This is a genomic window from Nostoc sp. ChiQUE02, assembly GCF_034531305.2.
Lineage (GTDB): Bacteria > Cyanobacteriota > Cyanobacteriia > Cyanobacteriales > Nostocaceae > Nostoc.
In genome coordinates, this window is record NZ_JAVRBN020000015.1 from 1 (window position 1) to 25,976 (window position 25,976).

A 25,976-nucleotide genomic window follows, 5' to 3' on the forward strand; every position below is an offset into this window, starting at 1 on the left:
GTGGACACATTCATATATGTTTGACACCACAGGAAAAGTTAGCACCCAGAAAGTTCTAGAGTATATAAATGATCCACATCACGGCTGAATAAATTCAGCCTGTTCGCTTATATCCCCCGGCTAGAAGCGCGGGGGCTTTACGCATCACAACTCGTAAGTACCTAGTAAAATTAATATCAGCCAACTCAATGCTAAGTAAGCGTTTGAATCATCAGGATGCTCAATTGTGTATTCAATAACTCTCACTGCTAGCGGCTGACAACCTTTTTTTCTTCGCTTTCCACATGGATAAATCCACGATAGATAGGAACCGGTTGTGGTCTGTGGAAAGTTTAGACCAATTCTTGGTGCAGGGTTGCAATTGGCTGCATGATTATTTGCAGAATAACTCGAATCTTAGCGATCGCGACAAGCGTCTCTGCGATGATATCAAGTAGGAGACAAGAGGCAGCGATCGCATCTCCAAGACTCTCCCCGAAAACTTTGGTGCTACCAGTGTAATATCTGCCCCGTATGCCAGCCACCGACGCATCGAACGGCGGCATACGTTTATTGTGATTATTCCCTTCTGGCTCAAGCCTTAGTGTAATTATCGATGACTTTGGCTAAGTCTGGCACTGCTTCTTCTACGTGCTTTTTGGCTGAACCACGAAGTTTTTCATAGGTTCCTCGCACGATTTGGCGCTTTACGTTCTTGGCTCTCGCATCGGTGACACTCAGTAGCGCGTCTGCCGTATGAGAGCGATTCGCACTCAGGTGTTCAATTGGGTTGCCTTTCTGTACGCCTTCACTCCAGATGGGATCAAGTGCCGTGAAGCATTGCGGTAGAATCTGCTCAACGACATAGGGGATATACCCTGGCTTGACTCCCTTTAGGGCGGCGAAGGCAGTTTTCAAAGCGATGCCGCTCATTCCTGACTTGGATGCAAGCTGTCCTTCAATCATGTTGCAACATTCATCTATGACCATAGCTTTTTTGGTCGGGTTTAAAAGTCCGTCACTAAGTCCCATTTCACTTTTCCTTATCTAAGTACTTAATTTATATTCGACTAATTTTTTTAGCAAGCAGGAAATTATAGAAAATGCTATCAGAGTTAGAGAATGTTATGGATATAAGCCTTTTGTAGGGGCGCACAGAAGTCCATTGGTGTCAATTTAACGTAGAAACTAGTAGAGCACAACGTAAATCCAGCTACTATCTCAATTAACTAGACTAACAAGTTTTTCTGAGCAACTTGTTAAAAATAGGCAAACTTCCACCACGGTGTTCTAGTACTCAAGCAACCCAAAAATTATGGGTGAAGAGAGGCAGAGGGCAGGGGAGGCAGAGGAAGCAGGGGAGGAATTTTAGAAGTTGCCAAATCATCCCGCTTTCTCTGCAACGCCCATTATTTTAATTAATTTCGAGCGATACCTTCTTGACGCGCGGCTTGTTGCACAGCAGCAGCAACAGCAGTGACGACGCGCTCATCAAAGACTGAAGGAATAATATGTTCCCGATTCAAATCTGAAGGCTTGACTAAAGAAGCGATCGCACTTGCAGCTTCCAGGTACATTGTGGTGGTAATTGTCTGAGCCCGACAATCTAAAGCACCACGGAATACTCCAGGAAAAGCTAAAACGTTATTGATTTGATTCGGGTAGTCACTGCGACCGGTAGCGATGACAGCAACATCTTTACTGATTAATTCTGGCTGAATCTCTGGAATGGGATTTGCCATTGCAAACACTATTGGGTCTTTCGCCATCGAATGCACCATTTCTGGTGTCAAAACTCCCGGTGCGCTGACTCCAATAAACACATCTGCCCCTTGCATTGCACCCGCTAAGGTACCCTGAGCTTTCACGGCAAATTCGAGTTTTTCGTCTGTTAAGTCGTTGCGACTGGTAGAGATAATCCCTTTAGAGTCGCACATCCAGATTTTTTCTGCCCCAGCTTTCCGGAGTAACCGAGCGATCGCTACTCCCGCCGCCCCAGCACCATTAATCACGATGCGGATTTCCGCCATTGACTTATGTACCAGTTTTAGCGAATTAAACAATGCTGCTAAGGTGACAATTGCTGTACCATGCTGGTCATCGTGAAAAACGGGGATATCTAACTCTTCGCGCAATCTTCTTTCAATTTCAAAGCAGCGAGGTGCAGCGATATCCTCTAAATTCACACCCCCAAAAACTGGCGCGATATTCTTGACTGTCTGGATAATCTCATCTGTATCTTGAGTGGCCAGACAGATGGGAAAAGCATCCAGCCCCGCAAATTCCTTGAATAGCATTGCTTTGCCTTCCATGACTGGGAGAGATGCTGCTGGACCGAGATTTCCCAAACCCAAAACGGCACTACCATCGGTAACAATGGCAACAGTGTTTTGTTTAATGGTTAACTTATAAACTTCCTCTGGGTCTTGAGCGATCGCAGTACAAATTCGACCCACTCCGGGCGTGTAAGCCATTGCTAAATCAGACACACTCTTCAGAGGAATTCTGCTAGCAATGCTGATTTTGCCACCACGATGCAAATTAAAGGTGCGATCGTAGACACTGAGTAACTTGATGTCTGGCAATACTTTGACTGCTTGCACAATGGTTTCCGCGTGCTCAGTACTAGCAGCATCAACGGTAATATCGCGGGTAGACTCTTTGCGGGTTTGCTCGATTAAATCAATTTGACCAAGATTACCACCAGTGGTTGCGATCGCCTGAGTTACCGACGCCAACATTCCCACACGATTGGGAATCTGCAAGCGTAGCGTCAAACTAAAACTAGAATTAGGAGTTAGGTCTGCCATGTTGATTTTGGATTTTAAGTTTTAGATTCTATATTGAATTGAGACGAAAACTAAAATCTGAGATTTGTAGTCAGTGGAAATACAATGAATGTAAACTCCTGGAATAACCTTCAGTAGTTAGTTTACTCACTACTCACAGTTTTAATAATTATTTTTATTTATACCAATGCATTTACTAATATAAATGAGTAACAATTTAGTAATTGTACCCAAATACACCAGATATTTTTTATATATTTTATCTATGTAAATATTTGTATAACTATAGTTTCATGCATGAAAAAAGCGCCCTCTAGATAGAGAGCGCAGTGGATTTTAACTTACAATTAACCGTGAATTACAGGTGCGTAGGCGTAGCCCGTCGTAGACATCGTTGCCACAGGTACTGTCTCATCAGCAGCCAAATCCAGGGGGAAGTTGTGAGCATTGCGCTCGTGCATCACTTCTATACCTAAATTGGCCCGGTTGAGCACATCTGCCCATGTATTAACTACACGACCATTGGAGTCCAGAATTGATTGGTTAAAGTTGAATCCGTTGAGGTTGAACGCCATTGTGCTGATGCCCAATGCCGTCAACCAGATACCAATTACAGGCCAAGCTGCCAAGAAAAAGTGCAAGGAACGCGAGTTGTTAAAGCTGGCATATTGCCAAATTAACCGCCCAAAGTAACCGTGAGCCGCGACGATGCTATATGTTTCTTGTTCTTGACCAAACTTGTAACCATAGTTTATGGATTCAGCTTCTGTTGTCTCTCTGACTAGAGAGGAAGACACCAAAGAACCGTGCATTGCTGCGAAAAAAGCACCACCGAACACCGCAGCTACACCTAATTCATGGAATGGGTGCATGAGAATGTTATGCTCGGCTTGGAATACTAACATGAAGTTAAATGTGCCGCTAATGCCTAGAGGCATCCCGTCAGAAAAGCTACCTTGACCAATTGGGTAAATTAAAAAAACCGAAGTCGCAGCAGCTACAGGAGCAGAGTAAGCCACGCAAATCCAAGGACGCATTCCTAGACGATAGCTTAACTCCCATTGCCGACCAAGCCAGCAGAAAATACCAATCAAAAAGTGCAAGACAATGAGTTGATAAGGCCCGCCGTTGTAGAGCCATTCATCCATTGAAGCAGCTTCCCAAATGGGGTAGAAGTGCAAACCAATGGCATTAGATGTGGGTACAACAGCACCAGTGATGATGTTATTGCCGTATAATAAAGAACCAGAAACTGGCTCCCGGATGCCGTCAATATCAACGGGTGGTGCAGCAATAAAGGCAATAATGAAACAGATAGTAGCGGTCAATAGGGTAGGAATCATTAAAACGCCGAACCAGCCGATATAAAGCCGATTGTCGGTGCTAGTAATCCATTGACAGAAACGATCCCACAGGTTGCCGCTTTCGCTTCTTCCTAGAGTTGTGGTCATAACTGTGTTGTTTATAAATCGCTGACAACAAACTTTCCCAATTTTTAAGAATTGAGAATTAAGCTGTTTTCAAAGATTTTCGCCAAATACCTTCCCCCTAATCGCCGGGACTCTCTGGAATTACCTCACACCAAAAATGCTGTTAACTAATTTCCCAAGGGAGACTGTCTGAAAAAAGGGAAAACTTTCCCGGCTTCTAACATCACGTTTTACATTAATAATTTGTATTTTTCAAGACATTATTTTTAAGTTTTGCTAAGTTAAACCCTCAACAAACTCAGCGTGTGCTTCTGAATTCAATCCTTGTTGCAGCACTGCTAAAACTTTCGTCATATCTCCTGTAATTAGTGAGGTGACAGCTAACCACAAACCCGGAAATACTCTACTTCTAATCACACCATCTGCATCTGCCACCAGTGGCAAATATTCCCCATTCTGCAAACAGAACCAGTCGAGTTTATTCTCTAAAGTCTGCCAAACGATATATTCCTGCACTCCGTTGCGACGGTAGGCGCGTTTTTTGTCGTACAAATCAATCGATGCACTACTGACTGCTACTTCTGCTACTAATTCTGGTGCGCCTTCTACGTACTCATCTTCACTTATTTGTGCCTGTCCTCTAGCTGGTTTATCTATCAACAACAAAACATCAGGCTGTGGTTCATTATCTAAATCCAAGCGCACGGTAGCATTGTCACCTAGTGCTACGCCTAGAGTGGAAACTTGATAAACTCCCAACCAGGTAATTAACTGTCCATGAGGTTAGCCATGACTTCTAAAACGTAGTGGTGATGCCACGTAGACAACTCCTTCGATTAATTCTGCTTTTTTATGGGGCATTGCTGTATAACGACGCTCGAATTCATGGCGGGTTAAGCGATCGCCACTTTCTAAGGGAGGAATAAAAGCGCTATTATTTAAGCCATGTTCCACAGAAGTCGTCATTACCTGATTCCTCATCACAGGAGTTGTAGCTTGAATCTAACATAGTGGAGTGCCATGTTTTCTCGTGTGGTCACTGCTGCACATAGCTTGCTTCCACATAGGAGTACGACAAACCTCATAAATCTTTCTTATTTAAAGATAATTACAACTAAAAAGCGCCCCCCATTTCTGGAGGGCGCTTTTTATTTAGCTAATACTGAAGTATTAACCGTTGATAGCAGGAGCAGTCATTGCTACAGGAGCAACTTCACCAGCAGCTAAGTCTAGGGGGAAGTTGTGAGCGTTACGCTCGTGCATTACTTCCATACCCAAGTTAGCGCGGTTGATTACGTCTGCCCAGGTGCTGATAACGCGACCTTGGGAGTCAATGATTGATTGGTTGAAGTTGAAACCGTTCAGGTTGAATGCCATCGTGCTGATACCCAAAGCGGTGAACCAGATACCGACGACAGGCCAAGCTGCGAGGAAGAAGTGCAGTGAACGGCTGTTGTTGAAGGAAGCGTATTGGAAGATCAAACGACCGAAGTAGCCGTGGGCTGCAACGATGTTGTAGGTTTCTTCTTCTTGACCGAACTTGTAACCGTAGTTTAGTGATTCGGTTTCGGTGGTTTCACGCACCAAAGAAGAGGTAACCAAGGAACCGTGCATTGCAGAGAACAATGAACCGCCGAATACACCAGCCACACCTAACATGTGGAAGGGGTGCATCAAGATGTTATGTTCTGCTTGGAACACAATCATGAAGTTGAAGGTTCCAGAGATACCCAAAGGCATACCATCAGAGAAAGAACCTTGACCGATGGGGTAGATCAAGAATACTGCGGTAGCAGAAGCCAAAGGTGCGCTGTAAGCTACGCAGATCCAAGGACGCATACCTAAGCGGTAAGAAAGTTCCCACTGACGACCCAGGTAGGCAGCGCAACCGATCAAGAAGTGGAAAATTACCAATTGGTAAGGACCACCGTTGTACAACCACTCATCTAAGGAAGCAGCTTCCCAGATTGGGTAGAAGTGCAAACCGATAGCGTTTGAAGAAGGAACAACTGCACCAGAGATGATGTTGTTTCCGTAAATCAAAGAACCTGCAACTGGTTCGCGGATACCATCAATGTCCACAGGAGGAGCAGCGATGAAAGCAATTACGAAGCAGGTTGTAGCAGCTAGTAGGGTTGGGATCATGAGTACACCAAACCAACCGATGTATATGCGGTTGTCGGTGCTGGTGATCCACTCGCAGAAGCGATCCCATACGTTAGCGCCGGAGCGCCGTTGTAAGGTTGTGGTCATTGTTTTATAAGTGCTATGGGTTGTTAAATATGGAACAAGCGGATTTATTTTCGCCTGTTGAAATACAGTCTACATGAATTTACTTTGACGCAATCTGTGACTTAATATTCTGTAATATAATTCTTTAACAAACTCATCGAACTGTAAAGTTTTCCTACTATCAACAATAGTGATAAAAGTAATGGATTAAGGGTTTTTAAGCGATTTCAACACCAAACTAGCTATCACTTTAAATGACGCGATCGCCTAGTTATCTTCCTTTACACTTCTTTACAATTAGCCTGTAACAACAATTTTAATTCTTGATGATTTGTAACGAGATATTAAGTTCTATATTGTCTGATATTTCAGTTAAAAATCAAAGTAGATATAGGGCAAACTGCCTTCAGGAGCTAATAACCAAACAGCGTAGAAACACAGGGGAACGAAGACAAGCTTAAGGGGCCAGTTAAACTCTAACTTCAGTATTCGGTTGAAGGCATAGACTACAGCCATAAGGGCAGCTAAAGCTAGAAGTATCCAAGTCAGTTGGTATTGGCTGATATTTAAGGCATCCACATAGACCTTTTGAGCAAACTGTGAGTCAGCAGGGTAACCCCAAAGATGCCTAATTACCAAGGAAGAGTCTTGGAGGTTAGGTAGACGGAACCAGATCCAAGAGGTAAAAACCATCAGTTGGGTCAAGAACCAAGCGACGAAGATACCCAGAGGATTTTGCCAGAATTGTTCCAGATTTTCAAAGCGATCGCTCATGGTATCTGTCAGCCGATGAACCACCAAAGCTAACCCGTGGAATATGCCCCAAACTACATAACCCAAGGCAGCACCATGCCAGATACCAGCGATTAGCATCACAATAAATAAATTCCAGCAGGTACGGACTAAACCCCGACGGGAACCACCCAAAGGAAAGTAGACATAGTTACGTAGCCAATCTCCTAAAGTCATGTGCCAGCGCCGCCAAAATTCTGCAATATTGGTGCTGAAGTAGGGAAAGTCAAAATTCTCAGGTAGAACCAAGCCGAAAAGCATAGCACTACCACGGGCAATGTCTACATAGCCATTGAAATCTAGATATAACTGTAAACCGTAGGCGAATGTCGCTAACCAGAGATCGGTACTACCTGCGCGTTGCAGGTTCCCAAAACATAAATCGACGAAAATACCCAGGTGGTCTGCCAAAATACCTTTTTTGACTGCACCCCTAGCAATCAACCACAGCGCCTCAGCTACTCTATCAGTACTGGGTAAGTCTAGTGTATTGAATTGATTTGCTAAGTTGTGGTAGCGCGTAATTGGGCCTGAAATGAGTTTGACGAAAAATAATTTGTAAGTGGCAAATTTGAGAAACTGCTCAGTCGCAGGTGCACCACGATAGACATCGATTAAATAGGCAATGCATTCAAAGGTAAAAAATGAAATACCCAAGGGTGCAATTAATTTAAAAGAGCTATCTGGTGAGTTTGTTTGCACATGAAAAACAAATTTGAATAAAGGAGTAAAATACTTAAAAGCTAATAAAAGTAAAACATTTAGAATTATCCCCAGCCACAAAAGTTTTAGACGACGACGATTCCAGTCACCTTGGGCAAATTGCCACTCTTCATTAGAAATTCGCCAGTCAAGAGAATGTTTTCCTGGTGATGTGTTTTTCCCAATCTCCAGTCCCACACGGAAATTAATAAACGTCAATGCTAATAGTAATGGTACGTACTGGATGTGCAGAGATCCATAGAAAACCAAACTGGCAATTAGCAGCGTCCATAATCGCAATTTCTGTTGTGCTAAAGGCCAGTAAATTCCTAACACACTCAACAAGAACAGCCCATAGAAAATTGATATAAAGTTCATTTTTTAGTCATTAGTTATTAGTCATTAGTCATTAGTCATTAGAATGGGGCATAGGGCATAGGGCATTGGGTAATAACCAATAGTTATTCTTCCCCTGCCTCCCATGCCTCCTCTGTTCCCCCTGCTCCCTGATCTCCTTACTTAACTGGCCAAGGAATCATCGGGTCATTAGCCAGCTTTTTCGAGACTTCGTATGCTCCAAAGCGGTTGAGGTGGCTGGGGTCAGAAAAGTAGTCATTTGTTTTTGGCCACTGTTGGCTCAAATCACGATAAATAAAGTTGGGATTAGTAGCCAAACGCAACATATATTGCTGAAATTCTTGCTCATATTGTCTACGCACTGGATCTAAATAATCTGCCGTCAGAGGCATGTTGACAAACACTAAAGAAATTTTCTGAGACTGGGCAAACTGAAGCACTTCTTGAAAGGCAGCATCTTGCTGTCCTTCTACTTGGAAAGATTTATAGTCGTTGTCGTAATTTCCAGGAACTCTAGAATGTTTTTGATAGTATCTAGCGGGATTGAAGCGAATGGACAAAGGTAAAAAGCCATCAAAATCAACTGCTTGCTGGGAAGTACTCTCGTCTGAAGTCCCGTCTGTTAGCTGTTTTTGTGATGCAACTGTCTGATTATGACCAAATATTAGGAGTTGTTTTTGCAGTAAACTTTTAATTTGGTCACGGTTTTGATAGCTAGCGGAAGCAGATGCTAGAGCTTGATTTAATGACTGATTAACGGCTTCATAGGTACTAAGCTCTGGTTTTTCCTCGTTTGTCTTTTTTTCTGCCGAATCTATCGTATTCTCGGGTAAATCATTGCTATTCGCAGTTGTTGGTGTTTTTTGGAATGCTTGTTTATAACCAGCTGATGCAGCGATCGATTTAAAGGTAATATCCTCGCGTCCACCGTTGAAAGCACGGGCACCATCTGCACAGATAATTATTTTGGGCAGTTCCGATGGTTCCAGTACGTGGCGAATCACAAAGTCGACAACTTGTGCGGTAGCACCGTTGATTCCAAAGTTAAACACGTCAATATTTGGATATCCCTGAGTCGCTAAAGCTTTAGAAAGTGCTGCTGGATCTACTCCTCTGAGAGCGCGGGAGGAACCAATAATCAACACATCTGGCGGACTACCAGTTCTAGCCAAACGCTGTTTATATAATGCTAATTGCTCGTCTAACTGCCTGACATTGAAACTTGGCATCTGCGATCGCGCTGCTAAAAGAATAGCTGTTGCGGTTGCTTTTTCCTTCAGTGGTGCGGCTGCCAAATTCTTGGTCGGGGTATCATCATTTTGGGTAAATTCGGAAGCATTAAATACAGAACTCTGATTTGGAGGAGATTTTGTCTTGGAAGTGCTGGTAAAAAATGTTGTTTTCTCACTCTGATTTTTACCAGATGTCAAAGATGCCTTGTGCTCAGAAGATGATGGGAGCGAGACACTAGCGACTTTTGGCGAACTCGGCGTATTACGTGCAATCATTCGACCCAACACCCAATCAGTTTGGAGGGTGAGTAATAATCCCAATGTTCCCCAAACCAGAGCAATTTTAAGTCCTTGATCGTCAAAGTTATGTTCTGCTGACTGATGGGTTTCGGTAAATAGCTGGCTTTTCAACAGGAATTTTTTCGCTGTTGCACTCGCCGTTGCCATCCAATCTCGCGCTACTTCTGTTACAAAACTTTGAACTTCTTCTGTGGTTAAATCGGGGCGCAAAATTGGCTCACTAGTCTCAGAGGTTACTAAATCATTAACGTATTTAGAAGTAGCAGCAAATTCTGGGGTTGCTTCTGGCACTAAACGTTGGCGATGTTCAAGATCAACGCCATAATGCCAAAAAGGTTCTTTATTCCCAGCACGGCGACCGTAGACACGTACTCCCATAATACCGGGAATTTTTAAATGGCGGATAAACTGCGTAATTTTACTTGCTACTTGTTGACGCCCTGGACAAACTGGTGCATCACACATGATGTGTAATAAATCATGTTTGTTTAGCAGCAGTATACGAATTCCACCTGTCAATAGACGCCAATCCAAGTCAGGATTGAGTAAGCGCTCCAGTAAAAATATGATGGCTGGTTCATCGCCAGTATTTGCCAAATCTAGCGGTGATGCGGCAAAGGCGGGATACTTTGCAGCGGGTAAAGCCAGCCAATCAATCCAAGTTGGTTCCTTGTCGCCTGCTTTTTGTCCGTATACGGTGGCGGCGAGAATGCCTTGAGGAGCGATCGCTTCTAGCTGGGGTAAAATCGCCTCTAAGCACACTTCCTTGTCGGGTATTGGCGCAGTTCCTAAGGGATCAAAAGCTGGGATACAAAAGATATGTAGCGTTGATTCTTTCAGAGAAACTTGGACACCAACTTTTAACCCTGACAATACCTCAGTTAATAATCGCGCGATCGCTTGGACATCCCCCCAACGCGCCCATTCCTTCAACATCACCTCTGGTGGTGTCAAATCCACCCGCAGTAGCCAATCAGGGGCAGTTTCGCCACTCACCTGGGAAACAATTACTGCGTCTTGGTAGCCGGAAAGCTTGAGGTAACGCAACTTCTGTGCTATCGGTTCAGCAAGCAACGATGCATCAGGGCTATAACTCGATTGGCAAAATATCCACAGGCGATTTTCTTCCGGCTGAGAGTTCTTTGGCTGATATGGCTTAATCTTTGCCTGTACCGATACACCTAACGTACTCAGAGTTTCGCTGAGATAGCGAGCGATCGCCTCTGGGTTCCCTTGGCGTGCCAAACTTTCGTTAGAGACAATCAGCGCCCCACCCGACTGTTTTGATTTTTCCGAGTCTGCTAGCAAGGCTTGCTCCACCTGCTCCAGATGCTTATCTATTTGATTCAAGTAAACCCGATGGCACCATTTGGGGCGCTGTTCCCCTTTTCTACGGCCATAGACAAATACTTGATATATTGAGGGTTGTTCGTTGCTTGTAAGGATATCTAAGTTTGTTTGCTGTAGTGCTTGCAGCAAGTCAGACAAAGTACGCCAACGCTGCGGACATTCTGTACCTTCACAAAGAATATGAAGGTCATTTCCCCGTAACCGGACTTTCACCCCGAAAGTGTTGATCCCTGTTGCTTGGCTTACCCACTGCACTAAGGATTGCTGGCGATCTGGTAATACTGTTTTCATGCTCAGTTAACTTTACAGGTAGCGATTGTTAGGGGATAGTGCCTGCACTTGTAAACTAGAACCATAGGTCTATCACACTCTGACGTTTTTTTTTAACAATTTTGTTACCTTCGTAGCTCACAAAATCGGCCAAGATAGTCTTGTACAGGTTGCAAGTCTGACTAATGTTGAGTTTTGCGTTTATTTTACTAATAGGGAGTCAGAATTTAGAAGTTAGAAGCCAGGAGTCAGAATAATTCTATATGACTGGCTGATGACTTGTCGTTTAAAGCCGGACTCGCGTCCCACTAAGCTAACAGCCCTGATGGACGAAACAAACAACAAGCTTATCTCATTTAAACTCCATCCCTTTATTGTTGGAGTCATCTTAACTCCTGTACAGACGCGATTAATCGCGTCTCTACTCATATTCCCATAACCAAGAATTAGCAATGCCTCCTGCCAACCAACAGCCTTCAACTAACCCCGCATCCAATCTGGATTTGTTTAGCATTCCCCAATCTTTCCTTTTACAAATAGGTACAGCGTCTATATTACTGCTGCTCATTACCGGAAAAACCACAGTAAGAGCACTAGAAGCCGTAGGGGAAGCCAGTGAAGAATTATTTCGAGGCGATCGCCTACCCATTCTCGACTTCCCAGAGGATGACGAAACTAATCAAACTTAGAAAACATACACCAAATAATTATTTGCTCAGGAACAACCTGGTGAGCATTAAGTGCAAAACCTAGAAGCGTAAACAGTAATTAGCTTTACAACAATAGAGAATATGGGTTCCCTTTTATACTCTTCGTCTCAAACTGCGGATATATACCCGGTGTCGGAATTATTTTTGCGTCATCGTCTCCAGGTAGTGGAAGAATTGTGGGAGTCAGTTCTCCGGCAAGAATGCGGTCAAAATATGGTAGACTTGTTGCGGCAGTTGCGCGATTTATGTTCACCAGAAGGACAAGCAACAAATGACCAAGCATCCTCAGCCGTCAAATTAATTGAACAACTAAATATCAACGAAGCAATTCGCGCGGCTCGTGCTTTCGCTCTGTATTTTCAGTTGATTAACATCATAGAGCAGGAATACGAACAACGGCAGCAATTGAGTCGCTATGAGGCAGAAGTAGAGCCAGAAATACCATCCAATGTCAACTATTCGTCCAACCAAAGAGAAGATGACGCGCCTGTTAGCAGGGGAATAGCAGCAGACTTGCTGAGAAAGAGTTATCTAGAAAAAGCACAAGTCCAACCAAAAGGTACTTTTGCTGCCTTGTTTCCTTATTTATTCAAACTGAATGTACCACCCCAACAAATTCAACGTCTAATTGCCCATCTGGATGTGCGCTTAGTTTTCACAGCACACCCAACGGAAATTGTTCGTCATACCATCCGGGATAAGCAGCGACAGGTGGTACAACTATTGCAAAAACTGGATGCCTTGGAAAACCATTCTGGTACTACACCAGGAGCATATCCTTGGGAAGCAGCAGATGTCCGCGAACAATTGCTCGAAGAAATTCGCCTGTGGTGGCGCACAGACGAACTTCACCAGTTCAAACCCACGGTGCTAGATGAAGTAGATTATGCCCTGCACTATTTCCAAGAAGTTTTATTTGATGGCATTCCTCAACTATATAAACGTTTCAAACACACCCTATCCAACACCTTTCCTTGGCTAGAACCACCGAGTAAAAACTTTTGCTCTTTCGGCTCCTGGGTAGGCTCAGACAGGGATGGAAACCCATCAGTCACACCCGAAATTACCTGGAAGACAGCTTGCTATCAGCGCAAAATGGTGCTGGGGAGATATATTCAGTCAGTGAAAAATCTGATTGAATTGTTGAGTGTGTCGATGCATTGGAGTGATGTCTTACCAGATTTGCTGGAATCTCTAGAATTGGATCAGTCCCAGTTGAGTGAGGTATACGATGCATTGGCGCTGCGTTATCGACAAGAACCATATCGGCTCAAACTGGCTTATGTGCTGAAACGGCTAGAAAATACTCGCGATCGCAATCTAGCTTTGTACAATCGGGAAACGCCAAAAAATCAAGATAGCCCCCTGTATCTTTCGGGAACCGATTTTTTAGCAGAACTGCGGATGATTCAGCGCAACTTAACAGAAACAGGTTTAAGCTGTCGAGAATTAGAAAATCTCATCTGTCAGGTAGAAATTTTTGGTTTTAACTTGACACAGCTAGATATCCGCCAAGAATCATCTCGCCACGCCGATGCGCTGAATGAGATACTGGAATACCTGCAAATATTACCCCAACCTTACAACGAACTATCTGAGGAGCAAAGAGTTGCTTGGCTTACAGGAGAACTGCAAACCCGCCGTCCGTTAATTCCGGCAGAATTGCCATTTTCTGAAAAAACCAACGATGTAATTGAAACCTTTCGCGTCGTGCGATCACTGCAACAAGAATTTGGTCTAAATATCTGCCAAACTTACATTATCAGCATGTGCCGCGACGTAAGCGACGTGCTAGAAGTATTGCTGTTAGCCAAAGAAGCCAGACTTTTTGACCCTGCCATTGCTGTCGGAACAATTCAAGTAGTCCCCTTATTTGAAACAGTAGAAGATTTACAACGCTCCAGAAGCGTCATGCGGAAACTGTTTGAACTACCCTTGTATCGCGCTTTATTAGCTGGCGGTTACGAACAGACAAAAACAGAGAGTGTTGTTGTGGATGAAAATTCATCCCTCCCTGCCTCTCCAGCACCTTCCCCCCTCTCCCCTAACTTGCAAGAAGTAATGCTGGGGTATTCTGATAGCAACAAAGACTCTGGGTTTTTAAGCAGCAACTGGGAAATTCATAAAGCCCAAAAATCACTGCAACAAATAGCAGAAAACTATGATATAAATTTGCGGATTTTCCACGGACGCGGTGGTTCTGTGGGACGAGGTGGGGGCCCTGCTTACGAGGCGATTTTGGCTCAACCTGGTCATAGTATCAATGGGCGAATCAAGATTACCGAACAAGGAGAAGTTTTGGCTTCCAAATACTCCTTGTTGGACTTGGCTTTGTACCACATGGAAACCATCACCACTGCTGTGATTCAAGCTAGCCTGCTGCGGACAGGGTTTGATGATATTGAACCCTGGAATGAGATTATGGAAGAATTAGCAGTGCGATCGCGTCAACATTATCGTGCCCTAATCTACGAACAGCCTGATTTTGTTGACTTCTTCCACCAAGTAACTCCCATTGAAGAAATTAGCCAACTGCAAATTAGTTCCCGTCCAGCCCGCCGTCCATCTGGTAAAAAAGATTTAAGTAGTCTGCGAGCTATTCCTTGGGTATTTAGCTGGACGCAAACCCGCTTTTTGCTGCCTTCATGGTATGGCGTTGGTACAGCGTTACAAGAATTCTTGAACGAAGAACCAGAAGAACACTTGAAATTGCTACGCTACTTTTACGTTAAGTGGCCCTTTTTCAAGATGGTGATTTCTAAGGCCGAGATGACCTTAGCAAAAGTAGACATGCAAATGGCACAGCACTACGTCCAGGAATTATCAAAACCAGAAGATCAACTTCGTTTTGCTAAGGTTTTTGACCAAATTGCCAGCGAGTTCTATCTCACAAGAGATTTAGTGTTAAAAATCACCGATCACAATCGACTGTTAGATGGCGATCCTGTATTGCAACGATCTGTGCAGTTACGCAATGGCACAATTGTACCCTTAGGATTTATCCAAGTTTCACTACTCAAGCGCCTACGGCAGTCCCTAAATACTACCGCTACTTCTGGAGTTATCCACTCTCGTTACAGCAAAGGCGAGTTACTGCGAGGGGCACTGTTAACTATTAACGGTATTGCAGCCGGGATGAGAAATACAGGTTGATTGGGAATGGGGCATTGGGAATGGGGCATTGGAGCAAACAGAAAGTTCTTCTCTCCTGACTAATGACTAATGACTAATGACTAATGACTAATGACTAATGACTAATGACTAAAAACAGAATTTTAATTTGCACTTTTTTGGCGCTGTCATCAGGTTTTTTTGGTGCTTACACCAGCGGGCAAATCACGATAATGCTGCATAGCCAAAAGTGCCAAAACCAACCTTGGGGTTTAAAGGAGATGTGCAACGCTTGGATGACACCAGGAGCAATATGGCAAGGTAGCACCACAGGACTATGGACAGGCACAATCTTAGGGGCGTTTGTTGGTGGTTTGGTGACGCGACAAGCTCGTGATTAGTCTTGTTGACTACCTAATCAAAAGTGAGTTAGACGAACCTCTCCCTGCCTTGAACTTCAATTCAAGTCTGCCCCTTTCCACTTGTGGCTATCCATTAGTCACATTTTTCTTAACTCTTTCGTTCACCGCTTTTGCTTGGAATTGGCACTAAAGGGTATTTCCAAAGATTTATGAAAATCTTCCTGAACTTTGCGAGTTAAGCGGCGGGAGACTTGGCGGACGATTTGGTTAAGTAAGCGATCGCCTGTAGATTGAACTATAGACTTGGGTAATCGCTGAATAAACCTGGGAAAGTGAAGATAAACTATCAAATCCAATTCCCATTCAACTCTTGTAACCTCATCAATACTAGAGGAAACATCAGTTTCTATTAACTTGAGGGCTGCGTGATAGTCTACGTCATAACCAGGCGGCTGATAGTCAGGAATGGGGATTGTACGGATGCGGTAAATACCTTCCTCTGGGGGCAACAATTCCAAACCAACTTTCGGTTCTACTTCATAACCAAAAGAACCAAAACGACCAATTGTTAAAGCATAGCCATTTTCCCCAAGTGATTGTACCTTCATGGGTTCAGCGCAGCGCGAAAACCATGAGGCGTGAGAATTGAGATACTCAGCAACCTTCTCTACTGGGGCAGCCATTTCCATACAGTCTTGATAACGACCGTAAAATTTTGTGAGCGTCGCTACATTTGCTTCTGTTAATGTGTCCTCGGCTTCTTCTTGGCTGGACGCTACAGGTAAAACTGCTTCTGTTATTTCCCAGGATTTATATTCGCTTTTTCTTGAAAGCATAAATGCATTACTGTATACTATGGCGTTCGTCTATATTAATGATTCCCCACCTACCTGGGTTATTTCGCACTAAGATCCCATTTTGACCGAAACCTCATTAATCTGCCATCAACTCCATAGAATTACTAAAATAAAGAACTGAACAAGCACACAATAGTTTCCCAGGATAGCATTTTTCATGAAAGCATTTGTAGCAGGGGCAACGGGTGAAACAGGTCGCCGGATTGTGCAAGAGTTGATAGCGCGGAATATTCCCGTCCGAGCCTTGGTGCGGGATACAGAGAAAGCTAGGGGTATTCTGTCTCCTGAAGCCGAATTAGTGGTAGGCGATGTGTTACAACCAGAAAGTTTGAATGCTGCGTTGGGAGATAGCACAGTTTTGTTGGTTGCGACTGGTGCAAAACCTAGTTTTGACCCCACTGGTCCCTATAAAGTAGATTTTGAAGGGACTAAAAATTTAGTAGAAGCTGCCAAGGCAAAGGGGATTGAGCATCTTGTCTTAGTTTCTTCTTTGTGTACTTCCCAGTTATTCCATCCGCTGAACTTGTTTTGGCTAATTTTGGTGTGGAAAAAGCAAGCTGAAGAGTATATCCAGAAAAGTGGTCTTACTTATACGATTGTGCGACCTGGTGGATTGAAGAATGAAGATAACTCAGATGCGATCGTGATGCAGAGCGCTGATACATTGTTTGACGGTAGCATCCCCAGGCAGAAAGTCGCTCAAGTTGCTGTTGAGGCGCTGTTTGAACCAGATGCACGCAATAAAATTGTCGAAATTGTTGCCAAACCTGAAGCAGCTTCAAAAAGCTTTCAGGAGCTATTTCAACAGTGCTGATATCCCAGAGGATTCTATCTTCCAAAATGATCGGCTCACATCTTTATATATATGCAAAAGCGATGACTACGGCTGGCTACGCCTAAGCACTTTGTCAAGTAGCTTGCTTCATCTAAATTGAGCGATCGCTCCATCCCACGCTCAAAAGGGTTTAGCAATGCTAAACCCTACACTCATTCACGATAGACTAGCGATCGCTCTCTTATTCTCTTCATATTCACAAAAAGCAATACAAAATACTTCTCTCTGTGGTTTAAAAAAATAGGGTTCTTTTTTCCTAATTCCTAAAAGAATGAGTAAATGGGGAATAATAACTAACAATCAGGTGTGAACTTTACTGGAATAAGTTCGTCGATGATTTTTGTTAGCAAAAAGAGCGAATTTGAAGGAGTCGGATTCTGAAAGGTTTTGAATTCAAAGGTGTTGAAAAACTTATTGGGCCAATAGCCGCGCTTCTCGGCTTTGTGTATTTGTTGCAATGGTATATTGGAGACTTGCGATCGCCTTCCGATCCCATCTTTGAAGATAAACAGCCGCCTTTAGTCATGAAACAGGGCGACCCCTATATCCGCGCTTTAATGCGAACCATCTCGGCGAGTGAGGCCAGTGGAAACCGTCCCTATTCGCTGTTATACGGTGGACAGCAAGTCAACGACCTTAGCCGGCATCCTGAGATATGCGTCACAATTGTCACAGGTCCCAACACAGGTAATTGTTCCACTGCTGCTGGCAGATATCAAATTATCAACATTACTTGGTATCGTTTAGCGCCCCGTTATCACCCAAATCCAATGCAGATGATGTTTTGGACTTCTTATAGTTTTGAAGCAGAATATCAAGATATAGTAGTTTACCGTTGGTTAAATGATTCTAAAGTTTGGGGAACTGATATTTCTCAACTGTTGCGTCAGGGAAAGTTAAATGATGTTTTGCGGCGACTCTCTCCCACCTGGACAAGTCTGGGATATGGCATAGAAACTAATTCTGTTAGTAACTCTTTGCCTAAGGTTTATCAAAAAATGTTGCAAGAGGAATTAACCGCAGCTAAACAACCAACAACCCCAAATTTGACACCATCCCCAACTCCTTCTAGTAAGGCAGTAAAAAAGCAGTGAGGTTATCTTAATTTTTAACTTGCTGCGGACAAAAAATCTTTGATACTTTCTACAAATGCCAAGGTATTTTCAAAGTGGATATTATGTCCAGCATTACTAATTATTTTTATCTGGGCAAATTCAGATATTTTAGCCATTTCTGTATTAATATATCTAAATTTTTGATCGTATTCACCAGCTAGTAAGAGCATGGGAATTGTATTATCTTGTAGCTTTTCCCATAAAGAAGGTTGGCATCCAGTACCCATAAAGCGCAGTGATTTATCTAATTCCTGTGGAATATTTTGCAATCGGCTTCCTACCATGTGTTCATATTCTGGATGATTTTTTAGATTACCAAAAATCGTCTGATTATACCAATTTGATAGAAACGTGGCAAAATCACTTCTGGCAATACTTCTGATTAGCTTTCTACCTATTTGCGTATCAGATTTAATCCGTTCTAATCGTTCTGTTTCTGTTGGCAAACCTGGGGAAGCTGATTCCAATACAACTTTTAAGAAACGTTGCGGGAAATGCAGTGCGAGGTATAAAGCTAATCTTCCACCCATTGAATAACCAACTAAAAAGCATTTAGCAATTTTTAACTCATCGAGTAACTTGATTAAGGCATAGGCAGTATTTGTCATTGTATAGCAATCATCCCCACCCGAAACTTTAGTGTTGCCATGTCCGGGAAGGTCAAGTGTTAAATAATAAAATTCCTCAGATAGTAATTTTATAGCTTTATCAAATTCATCTATGTTACCCATAAAACCATGCAGAAAAAGAATTGGTGGTTTGTCTGGGTTGCCAATTAAAGAATAGTAAAATTGATAATTTTCTATAATCATAGTCTCGCTAAAAACCATTGTTGCTGCACAGCGCATTATCATATGGAATAAGCTTTTTTTCTCGCTCCCGACTTCTAGCTTACGGTATAGATACAAGCCTTATAGGTGTTGTCCCACAGCGTTTAGATCCTGCCTAACTCATTTTAAAAAAGGGGAACCTGAGTCAGAGTCCCTCAATTTATCGGGGGATTTAAGGATATCTACAACGATTTTGATTTTGTACAGAGATGTATGTACACGGTAGCTACTTCTAGGAGAGAACGAGGAAAAAGGAAGGAAAGTTTATTGAAATAGGTTGGCTACCAGTTAGTTTGTAACATGATGTTGCCGTGGTGAATATCACGATGCACTATTGAAATTTGATCTATCAGTGTTAGTGCATCGCCAATTTGGCGAATGAATTTTAGATTATTTTTCTAATTTTTAAGGTAAAAATCGGTCTAAAGCAGCTTTTAACTGTTTAATTTCAACGTCAATATTACCTTCTTGTGCGGCTCTACCAATACACTCAGTTAAATGTTCATCCAAAATAATTCGTGCTACCCGATCCAATGCGCCGCGCACTGCGGCAATTTGTAGTAGAACATCAGGACAAGGGGTACTTTGCTGCACCATTGCCTTAATGCCACGAACATGTCCTTCTATACGGGATAATCGATTGACAATTCGCCGTAAAGACTCTTCACTATGGACGTGAGGATGAGCTGACTCTTCAGTCCCATGACTATGATCTGTATGTTCGTGGTCTGTATAGTGATGGTGGGAATGTTCTGCTTGCTGGGATGTTGACAAGGATTCCTTACCTAATCGGTTTGATCCATTCATGGGTTATCAAAGGACTTGTAGTACTAAGATCCTAGCCTAGTACTCGACCAAAATTTATAAGTGGGGAGTGGAGAGTAGCAGGATGAGGAAGATGAACAGAGTTGGAGTCTGGTCATCTCTCCCAGAATTGTTCATTTAACTCAGACACTTGTTGACTGAGTTCAAAGACTCCCTCATTTCCCCCATTCCCCAACTCCATTACTGACGATTGGCTTTTTCTTGGGGAATAATCTCCGTTACTACCCTACCGCTAGAATTGCCACCTTTGACAACAATATTTTCTGTTTGCAGATTACCAACGGCTGTCTCACCTGCAAAATTTAACGGTGGGTCAACTTGCCGATAAACTACATTTCCTTGAGCTTCAACTAACTTATTGTCTAGATACCAAGTTAGTGTATTGGATCTTAGAGACTGGCGACGCTGACCAACAGCGTTGACATTACCTGTTAAATAAACGGTTTTTTGCGGTATTTTCATTTCACCTTGATTAGCTGTCACTGTAACATTTTCGGCACGCTGGAACATTCGCGTAGGGGAGTTTGTGGTGACAGTTTCTGCATTCATGTTCCAGGTCATAGAGTTACTAGCTATTTGCAGTGGTGGGTCTAGTAATTCTAGTTGGGCATTTTGCTGGACAGTGGCAATTTTTGTTTTTAAGTTGACTTCGGCAGAATTTCCCTTGCCGCGATCGCTAATTTTATTATTTTTGTAGCGGTCAATTTGTATTGGGCGATCGCCAATTAGTTTTTCTTCTTTAATATTCCAGATTAAATGCTCAGTTCTTACTTGCATCTGAGGATCGGTAGAATTTGCTACTACCCCTCCAGAAAATTCCATGCGCTGTTCGCGGGTTTTAACTCGCGCTTCCTGCGCCACTGCTTGTAGTTTTTTATGAGTACCATTAATTTGGTTACGGACAATCAACAAATCCTCTTTGGGACGCCATTCTAATTCATTACCTTGCAATACAATCCCATTACTAGGATCTGTGGCAAATATCTTACCTTTAAGAAACAACTGCTTTCCATCTTGTTCAATGTCTGCAACATCTGCCTTGATTTGGTAAACCACTTTCCCATCTTGGTATAGTTCACCATAAGGATTTTCAGCCTGGCCAATTTGTTTTTCTTTGGTGTATTTTGCGGTTTTAGCCCTGACTTTCCAAATCGGTCGTCCCACTTCATCTGCTTGTTCTAGAGTGACATCAAAGAAAGTCAAATTACTATCTCGATCGCCAGATGAAGCCGCAGTATTTTGTTGGGAAGCTGGAGGAGATTTCCCCCCGCAGCCAACTAAACCAAATACCAAGAAAAAGGTCAAAGGTAAAATAAGAAAAGAGGGAGTGGAGGAGAAATTTTGAATTTTTTTCTTTCCCCGTCTCCCCTTTTGATGAAATTGATGCGCCATTATTCTTGGATTTCTAGGTGTCCATCACTAGTTCTGGGGTCTTCCAAAAAACCGATACCAGTTAACGGCCGGTATGGATAGCTTTGGCGAGGGGTTTTTTGAATATCTTCTTTGATAGCTTCTAAATCAATGTAGCGATCGCTTACATTAATTAAGCTGTCGCTGGTCATTGAACGCAAGCTCACTACTTCTACCCGCACACCACGATAGCTCACTGAATTGACTGCGTAAGCTAAATCCCCATCACCGCTGACTAAAACTGCGGTATCATAAGAATCTACTAGCGCCATCATATCGACTGCTATTTCTACATCCAGGTTAGCTTTTTTAGAGCCATCTGGTAGCTGGACTAAATCCTTAGCAATGACTCGATAGCCATTGCGACGCATCCACAGCAGAAACCCCTGTTGCTTCTCGTTTGTCCGATCTACCCCAGTATAGAAAAAAGACCGCAGTAGTCTAGAACCTCCAGTTAATCGACACAATAGCTTCGTGTAATCGATTTCGATCCCTAATTGCAGTGCAGCGTAAAATAGATTTGAGCCATCAATAAATATGGCGACCCGACCCCGATTCTCCAAAACTTGTTCTGGCGTAAAGATTGAATCGTTTTCCAAATTATTCAACATCATTGTGATACCTCAATTTTTATCCCTGTTATTTTTGATACAAATTACCAACTTTTAGATGCTAGTCACAGCGGCTTATGATAATGTTCTGGGGCTAATATTAAGTTCAGCCCCGATAAATTTTTTGAGAAAATAAGAAATTGAACAAAATCAGAGTTTGATAAGGACTAATCGTTTTTCGGGGGTTCTATTCGCTTAAAAATGGGTTGGGGTGTACCCAACTGTTGTTTACTGGATAATATCCCCCATGTTGCATGGGTGGCAAAAGGAGCGGTAATTGAACTTTGTATTTGCTCGTTAAAGTTTATTCCGAAGCCTAGCTGCTGATAAATATCGCTACTAATGTTCGGAATAATTGGGGATAGCAGATAAGCTGCTAGTCTAACTGATTCTAGAACTGCGTAGAGAACTTTTTCCACCGACTCCTGCTGTCCCTGTTTATATAATGACCAAGGAGCTTGTTCATCAATAAACTTATTACTGGCTTGCACCAGTGAAAGGATAGCCCCGCAAGCTTGATTAAAAGCTAGCTCCTGGTATGCTTGTTTCACCTGCTCTCCAAGACGTAAACCAATTGTTTTCAAAGGATTTTCGTCAGGAATCGCTTCATTGCCGATTGATGGGACATTATTCTCAGCGCAGTATTTTTTCACCATGTTCAAGGTGCGATTGAGCAAATTACCTAAATCATTTGCCAAATCTGCATTCAGAACATTAATGAACCTAACTTCATTAAAATCTCCATCCTTGCCAAATTCGATTTCCTTAAGGAAGTAATAACGAACGGCATCACTACCATAGCGCTGAACTAACGCTATAGGATCAAGGGTATTACCCAGACTTTTGCCCATCTTCTGCCCATCTTTGGTCAAAAAGCCATGTCCAAATACTCTTTCTGGCAAGGGTAAGCCAGCCGACAACAGCATTGCTGGCCAATAAACTGCATGGAAGCGCAGAATATCTTTACCAATTAAGTGCAAGTTAATCGGCCACCATGTTTCTAAAGCATTTGCTAAAGTCGGTTCTGCATCTGGTTCTAATAATGCCGTGACATAACCTAGCAGCGCATCAAACCAGACGTAAAGGGTGTGTTTGGGATCAACTGGTACGGGAAAACCCCAATCTAGATTCACCCGTGAAATGGAAAAGTCTTGCAGCCCCTGATTGACAAAGCTAAGGACTTCGTTTCGCCGACTTTCTGGTTGAATAAAATCCGGTCTAGATTGATAAAATTCTGTCAGCTTAGTTTGATATTTGGATAAGCGGAAAAAATAGTTTTGTTCGTCTCGCCACTCCACTTCTTTGTTAGTGTGAATCGGGCAACGGTGTCCTTCTAACAGATCCCGTTCTTCTTTGAATTCTTCGCAGGATACGCAATACCAGCCTTGTTGTTGTCCCTGGTAGATATCACCAGATTCCCAGACTCGCTCAAAGAATTCTTTGACGATCGCTTCATGACGAGGTGCTGTAGTCCGACTAAAGCGATCATGTTGAATGTCTAGTAACTTCCATAAACTAACGAAGCTAGGGACAATTTCATCACAAAAATCTTGTGGTGCTTTCCCTAAGCTTTCTGCCGATCGCTGAATTTTTTGCCCATGTTCATCTGTACCTGTAATCAGCAATACCTGATGTCCCAGCAGCCTCTGAAATCGTGCTACTACATCTGCTGCGATCGTCGTATAAGCACTGCCTATATGGGGGACATCGTTTACATAATATAGGGGTGTTGTTAGCGCAAATGTCAATTCTTTTTTATTCACTAGATTCATGCAAAATAAAAATTAACTTATTAAAACGTTTTACATCTTTGCTTTCAGTGGCAAAACCACGTAATTATACAATATTCTTCCTATTTTTTCCAATAACATCTTCATAGTAGCAAATTTATCCGGTCAAGAATTGTTTTGTAATATGCATCAATTCAGCTTATTTTTGCCTAAAAGATCAAAATTAACTAATCATAATTTTTTTGAATAGTTTCTATTAGATATTATTGTGATCGGGAATACATAATCGAGAAGGAAAAAAATCTGGCTACTTTTGGAGATTAGATATTTCTATCTTAAGACGGTCATGGCAATAGTAAAGAAATGTAAAAATTAAGTTAAGATAAACCGCCATATTTACCAGAAAAATATATTGATTAGGTATGAGTCGAAATAGCCCCCTAGAGATTTCTCGCGCTTTGGTGGCGGCACTCTCAACGCAAATGTTTCGCTATTACGAAGACCGCATTCCCCAGGATGCCAGCGTGTTGGTAGTCAGCAATCACCGCAGCTTTATGGATGCACTGATTTTAATGGCAGCGTTATCCAGTCCGATTCGCTTTGCTTGCCATCACTACATGGGACAAGTCCCAGTCATGCGGGAGATTGTCACCGGACAATTGGGGTGTTTTCCCTTGGAGGAAACTCAAAACCGCCAGCAAAGCTTTTTTTCACAGTCGCAGGTGCTATTACAGTCCAAGCAGATGGTAGGAGTATTTCCCGAAGGGACTGAACCAATGGTGAAATTTACCCAGCCAAATCATCTGGGTGAGTTTCAGCGGGGATTTGCTCATTTGGCATTGCGAGCCGATGTCCAGGATTTAGCTATTTTGCCGATCGCGATCGCCTCTTTGGAAGAGGTAAACACTTCTGGCTTCCCTTTAAGGCTTTTGAGTCTGTTTGACCCTTCAGAACCCTTATTTAACCAAGGTGGTTGGCATCCTTTAGTAATTTATCGACGGGTTGCTGTGTTAATCGGTCACCCTTATTGGATTACGCCCCAACATCAAAAAAAATATCACGGCAAACAAGCCAGAACTGTTGTGGCTGAACTAACAGAACACTGTCACGGCGAAATTAGCAATTTACTGCGTCAAGGTTGCTATTAGAATCAAAAGTACCGAAGCTTTTATAAATAACAATCAGCATTACAAAAGTTTTCTACCGTTTTATACCATTGACTACTGACTAATGACTATCCCAGAAGTTGAGCTAAACCCTTGTTTCCTGACTCCTAAACGAGTACAGCCAGAGTATCCGCTGTTGGTATATTTGCCAGGAATGGATGGAACAGGTCAACTATTGCGATCGCAAACCGCTGGATTAGAAGCTGGCTTTGATGTCCGTTGTTTGGCGCTCCCACGGAAAGACCTGAACACTTGGGATGTGCTAACTAAGAGTGTATTGGACTTGATCCACGCTGAATTAGAAAAAAGCTCTCAGAGGCCAGTTTACCTGTGTGGTGAGTCATTTGGTGCTTGCTTGGCAATGGAAGTAGCGATCCAAGCACCCCATTTATTTAAGCGAATTATCCTAATTAACCCAGCTTCTGCCTTTCGTCTTCGCCCTTGGTTGACTTGGGCATCCCAACTTACTTACTTAGTACCATCAGAGTTGTATGATGTTGGTGCACTGGGGTTGTTGCCGTTTCTAGCATCTTTGCCACGCATTTCCCGGAGCGATCGCCATGAACTGTTAAAAACTATGCGTTCTGTACCGCCAGAAACAGTTCTTTGGCGGTTGTCTTTACTGCGAGAGTTTGAAGTTGATGAGGAACAGTTAAGTCGTTTGACTCAACCGGTTTTGTTGATTGCTGGTGGTAGCGATCGCCTTTTGCCTTCTGTAACTGAAGTGAAGCGGATAGCGAACATCTTATCAAATACCAAGATTGTGGTGTTGCCCAATTGCGGACACGCTTGTTTGCTAGAGGAAGATATTAATCTCTATGAAATTCTTAAGGATAACGACTTTTTAGAAAGTAAAGCTGATATCGGTACGGGGCTAGAGGTAAGAGGATAGAGTGAGGAGCGATCGCCTATACTACTCCTTTTGATTGGTGAATTTACTTCTGAAGGCAGACAATGAACAATCGGAAAGATTAATTGCCT

20 protein-coding genes and 2 pseudogenes are annotated in these 25,976 nt (G+C 42.9%); 8 read left to right on the forward strand and 14 right to left on the reverse strand.

Going from position 1 to position 25,976, the window contains the following annotated elements; genetic code table 11:
- A pseudogene (locus RM347_RS16965) lies at positions 1 to 88 on the forward strand (IS200/IS605 family transposase); the annotation flags it as partial.
- 244 nt (positions 89 to 332) lie between these two features.
- Here RM347_RS16965 and RM347_RS16970 read toward each other — a convergent pair.
- From RM347_RS16970 to RM347_RS17005, 8 genes and pseudogenes are all read right to left on the reverse strand, one after another.
- Positions 333 to 545 carry a hypothetical protein gene (locus RM347_RS16970; protein WP_322717578.1) on the reverse strand — a complete coding sequence of 71 codons (213 nt, stop codon included), beginning with the start codon at positions 543 to 545 and terminating at the stop codon, positions 333 to 335.
- Between the two features lie 28 nt (positions 546 to 573).
- A complete protein-coding gene (locus RM347_RS16975; RefSeq protein ID WP_322717579.1) occupies positions 574 to 1,011 on the reverse strand; it encodes a DUF6918 family protein in 438 nt (145 codons plus the stop codon).
- Positions 1,012 to 1,397: 386 nt separating this feature from the next.
- Entirely contained in the window at positions 1,398 to 2,789 is a 1,392-nt protein-coding gene (locus tag RM347_RS16980) for a malic enzyme-like NAD(P)-binding protein (protein ID WP_322717580.1), read from the reverse strand.
- 326 nt (positions 2,790 to 3,115) lie between these two features.
- Positions 3,116 to 4,219, reverse strand: a complete 1,104-nt coding sequence (gene psbA / locus RM347_RS16985; RefSeq protein ID WP_322717581.1) for a photosystem II q(b) protein — start codon at positions 4,217 to 4,219, stop codon at positions 3,116 to 3,118.
- A gap of 255 nt (positions 4,220 to 4,474) precedes the next feature.
- Positions 4,475 to 5,164: pseudogene (locus RM347_RS16990) on the reverse strand (Uma2 family endonuclease).
- A 204-nt stretch (positions 5,165 to 5,368) separates the two neighbouring features.
- Entirely contained in the window at positions 5,369 to 6,451 is a 1,083-nt protein-coding gene (psbA, locus tag RM347_RS16995) for a photosystem II q(b) protein (protein WP_322717582.1), read from the reverse strand.
- Positions 6,452 to 6,802: 351 nt separating this feature from the next.
- Entirely contained in the window at positions 6,803 to 8,302 is a 1,500-nt protein-coding gene (locus RM347_RS17000; RefSeq protein ID WP_322717583.1) for an MBOAT family O-acyltransferase, read from the reverse strand.
- A gap of 137 nt (positions 8,303 to 8,439) precedes the next feature.
- Complete coding sequence (locus RM347_RS17005) at positions 8,440 to 11,454, reverse strand: DUF1574 family protein (RefSeq protein ID WP_322717584.1); 3,015 nt, start codon at positions 11,452 to 11,454, stop codon at positions 8,440 to 8,442.
- A gap of 431 nt (positions 11,455 to 11,885) precedes the next feature.
- Between RM347_RS17005 and RM347_RS17010 the strand changes: the two genes are divergently transcribed.
- The 3 genes from RM347_RS17010 (at position 11,886) to RM347_RS17020 (ending at position 15,655) form a co-directional block, all read left to right on the forward strand.
- Positions 11,886 to 12,122, forward strand: a complete 237-nt coding sequence (locus tag RM347_RS17010) for a hypothetical protein (protein WP_322717585.1) — start codon at positions 11,886 to 11,888, stop codon at positions 12,120 to 12,122.
- 102 nt (positions 12,123 to 12,224) lie between these two features.
- A complete protein-coding gene (gene ppc / locus RM347_RS17015; protein WP_322717586.1) occupies positions 12,225 to 15,296 on the forward strand; it encodes a phosphoenolpyruvate carboxylase in 3,072 nt (1,023 codons plus the stop codon).
- Between the two features lie 104 nt (positions 15,297 to 15,400).
- Positions 15,401 to 15,655, forward strand: coding sequence for a hypothetical protein (locus RM347_RS17020; RefSeq protein ID WP_322717587.1), 255 nt, complete (start codon positions 15,401 to 15,403; stop codon positions 15,653 to 15,655).
- Positions 15,656 to 15,777: 122 nt separating this feature from the next.
- On the opposite strand, the gene RM347_RS17025 is transcribed toward RM347_RS17020, so the two are convergent.
- Entirely contained in the window at positions 15,778 to 16,452 is a 675-nt protein-coding gene (locus tag RM347_RS17025) for a DUF1997 domain-containing protein (protein ID WP_322717588.1), read from the reverse strand.
- Between the two features lie 178 nt (positions 16,453 to 16,630).
- On the opposite strand from RM347_RS17025, the gene RM347_RS17030 reads away from it, so the two are divergent.
- Together RM347_RS17030 and RM347_RS17035 are read left to right on the forward strand one after the other, a co-directional pair.
- A complete protein-coding gene (locus RM347_RS17030) occupies positions 16,631 to 17,287 on the forward strand; it encodes an NAD(P)H-binding protein (RefSeq protein WP_322717589.1) in 657 nt (218 codons plus the stop codon).
- Between the two features lie 464 nt (positions 17,288 to 17,751).
- Positions 17,752 to 18,402, forward strand: a complete 651-nt coding sequence (locus RM347_RS17035; protein ID WP_322717590.1) for a glycoside hydrolase family 24 protein — start codon at positions 17,752 to 17,754, stop codon at positions 18,400 to 18,402.
- A 14-nt stretch (positions 18,403 to 18,416) separates the two neighbouring features.
- Here the strand turns inward: RM347_RS17035 and menH are convergent, their stop codons facing one another.
- The 5 genes from menH to metG all read right to left on the reverse strand — a co-directional run bounded on the left by menH (position 18,417) and on the right by metG (position 23,871).
- Positions 18,417 to 19,235 carry a 2-succinyl-6-hydroxy-2,4-cyclohexadiene-1-carboxylate synthase gene (gene menH, locus RM347_RS17040; protein ID WP_322717591.1) on the reverse strand — a complete coding sequence of 273 codons (819 nt, stop codon included), beginning with the start codon at positions 19,233 to 19,235 and terminating at the stop codon, positions 18,417 to 18,419.
- 423 nt (positions 19,236 to 19,658) lie between these two features.
- Positions 19,659 to 20,060, reverse strand: coding sequence for a metal-sensitive transcriptional regulator (locus tag RM347_RS17045; RefSeq protein ID WP_322717592.1), 402 nt, complete (start codon positions 20,058 to 20,060; stop codon positions 19,659 to 19,661).
- A 198-nt stretch (positions 20,061 to 20,258) separates the two neighbouring features.
- Complete coding sequence (lptC, locus tag RM347_RS17050; RefSeq protein WP_322717593.1) at positions 20,259 to 21,470, reverse strand: LPS export ABC transporter periplasmic protein LptC; 1,212 nt, start codon at positions 21,468 to 21,470, stop codon at positions 20,259 to 20,261.
- Positions 21,470 to 22,099 (reverse strand): NYN domain-containing protein, encoded by a 630-nt coding sequence (locus RM347_RS17055; RefSeq protein WP_322717674.1) that lies wholly within the window; start codon positions 22,097 to 22,099, stop codon positions 21,470 to 21,472. The genes lptC and RM347_RS17055 overlap by 1 nt, the downstream gene beginning before the upstream one ends.
- 167 nt (positions 22,100 to 22,266) lie before the next feature.
- Positions 22,267 to 23,871 (reverse strand): methionine--tRNA ligase, encoded by a 1,605-nt coding sequence (gene metG / locus RM347_RS17060; RefSeq protein ID WP_322717594.1) that lies wholly within the window; start codon positions 23,869 to 23,871, stop codon positions 22,267 to 22,269.
- 380 nt (positions 23,872 to 24,251) lie between these two features.
- Here metG and RM347_RS17065 point away from each other — a divergent pair, with 380 nt between their 5' ends.
- Together RM347_RS17065 and RM347_RS17070 are read left to right on the forward strand one after the other, a co-directional pair.
- Positions 24,252 to 24,977 carry a lysophospholipid acyltransferase family protein gene (locus RM347_RS17065; RefSeq protein ID WP_322717595.1) on the forward strand — a complete coding sequence of 242 codons (726 nt, stop codon included), beginning with the start codon at positions 24,252 to 24,254 and terminating at the stop codon, positions 24,975 to 24,977.
- 88 nt (positions 24,978 to 25,065) lie between these two features.
- Positions 25,066 to 25,887: an alpha/beta fold hydrolase gene (locus RM347_RS17070; protein WP_322717675.1), complete on the forward strand. Its 822-nt coding sequence runs from the start codon at positions 25,066 to 25,068 to the stop codon at positions 25,885 to 25,887.
- Positions 25,888 to 25,976 lie beyond the last annotated feature (89 nt).

Excerpts from the sequence above, each read along its gene's own strand:
- ppc (WP_322717586.1), top strand. The coding sequence starts at position 12,225 with ATGGGTTCCCTTTTATACTCTTCGTCTCAAACTGCGGATATATACCCG.
- RM347_RS17055 (WP_322717674.1), bottom strand. The coding sequence starts at position 22,099 with ATGTTGAATAATTTGGAAAACGATTCAATCTTTACGCCAGAACAAGTT.
- RM347_RS17020 (WP_322717587.1), top strand. The coding sequence starts at position 15,401 with ATGACTAAAAACAGAATTTTAATTTGCACTTTTTTGGCGCTGTCATCA.
- RM347_RS17025 (WP_322717588.1), bottom strand. The coding sequence starts at position 16,452 with ATGCTTTCAAGAAAAAGCGAATATAAATCCTGGGAAATAACAGAAGCA.
- RM347_RS17005 (WP_322717584.1), bottom strand. The coding sequence starts at position 11,454 with ATGAAAACAGTATTACCAGATCGCCAGCAATCCTTAGTGCAGTGGGTA.
- metG (WP_322717594.1), bottom strand. The coding sequence starts at position 23,871 with ATGAATCTAGTGAATAAAAAAGAATTGACATTTGCGCTAACAACACCC.
- RM347_RS17065 (WP_322717595.1), top strand. The coding sequence starts at position 24,252 with ATGAGTCGAAATAGCCCCCTAGAGATTTCTCGCGCTTTGGTGGCGGCA.
- RM347_RS17030 (WP_322717589.1), top strand. The coding sequence starts at position 16,631 with ATGAAAGCATTTGTAGCAGGGGCAACGGGTGAAACAGGTCGCCGGATT.
- RM347_RS16970 (WP_322717578.1), bottom strand. The coding sequence starts at position 545 with ATGCCGCCGTTCGATGCGTCGGTGGCTGGCATACGGGGCAGATATTAC.
- menH (WP_322717591.1), bottom strand. The coding sequence starts at position 19,235 with ATGATTATAGAAAATTATCAATTTTACTATTCTTTAATTGGCAACCCA.
- psbA (WP_322717581.1), bottom strand. The coding sequence starts at position 4,219 with ATGACCACAACTCTAGGAAGAAGCGAAAGCGGCAACCTGTGGGATCGT.
- RM347_RS16975 (WP_322717579.1), bottom strand. The coding sequence starts at position 1,011 with ATGGGACTTAGTGACGGACTTTTAAACCCGACCAAAAAAGCTATGGTC.
- RM347_RS17000 (WP_322717583.1), bottom strand. The coding sequence starts at position 8,302 with ATGAACTTTATATCAATTTTCTATGGGCTGTTCTTGTTGAGTGTGTTA.
- RM347_RS16980 (WP_322717580.1), bottom strand. The coding sequence starts at position 2,789 with ATGGCAGACCTAACTCCTAATTCTAGTTTTAGTTTGACGCTACGCTTG.
- lptC (WP_322717593.1), bottom strand. The coding sequence starts at position 21,470 with ATGGCGCATCAATTTCATCAAAAGGGGAGACGGGGAAAGAAAAAAATT.
- RM347_RS17010 (WP_322717585.1), top strand. The coding sequence starts at position 11,886 with ATGCCTCCTGCCAACCAACAGCCTTCAACTAACCCCGCATCCAATCTG.
- psbA (WP_322717582.1), bottom strand. The coding sequence starts at position 6,451 with ATGACCACAACCTTACAACGGCGCTCCGGCGCTAACGTATGGGATCGC.
- RM347_RS17045 (WP_322717592.1), bottom strand. The coding sequence starts at position 20,060 with ATGAATGGATCAAACCGATTAGGTAAGGAATCCTTGTCAACATCCCAG.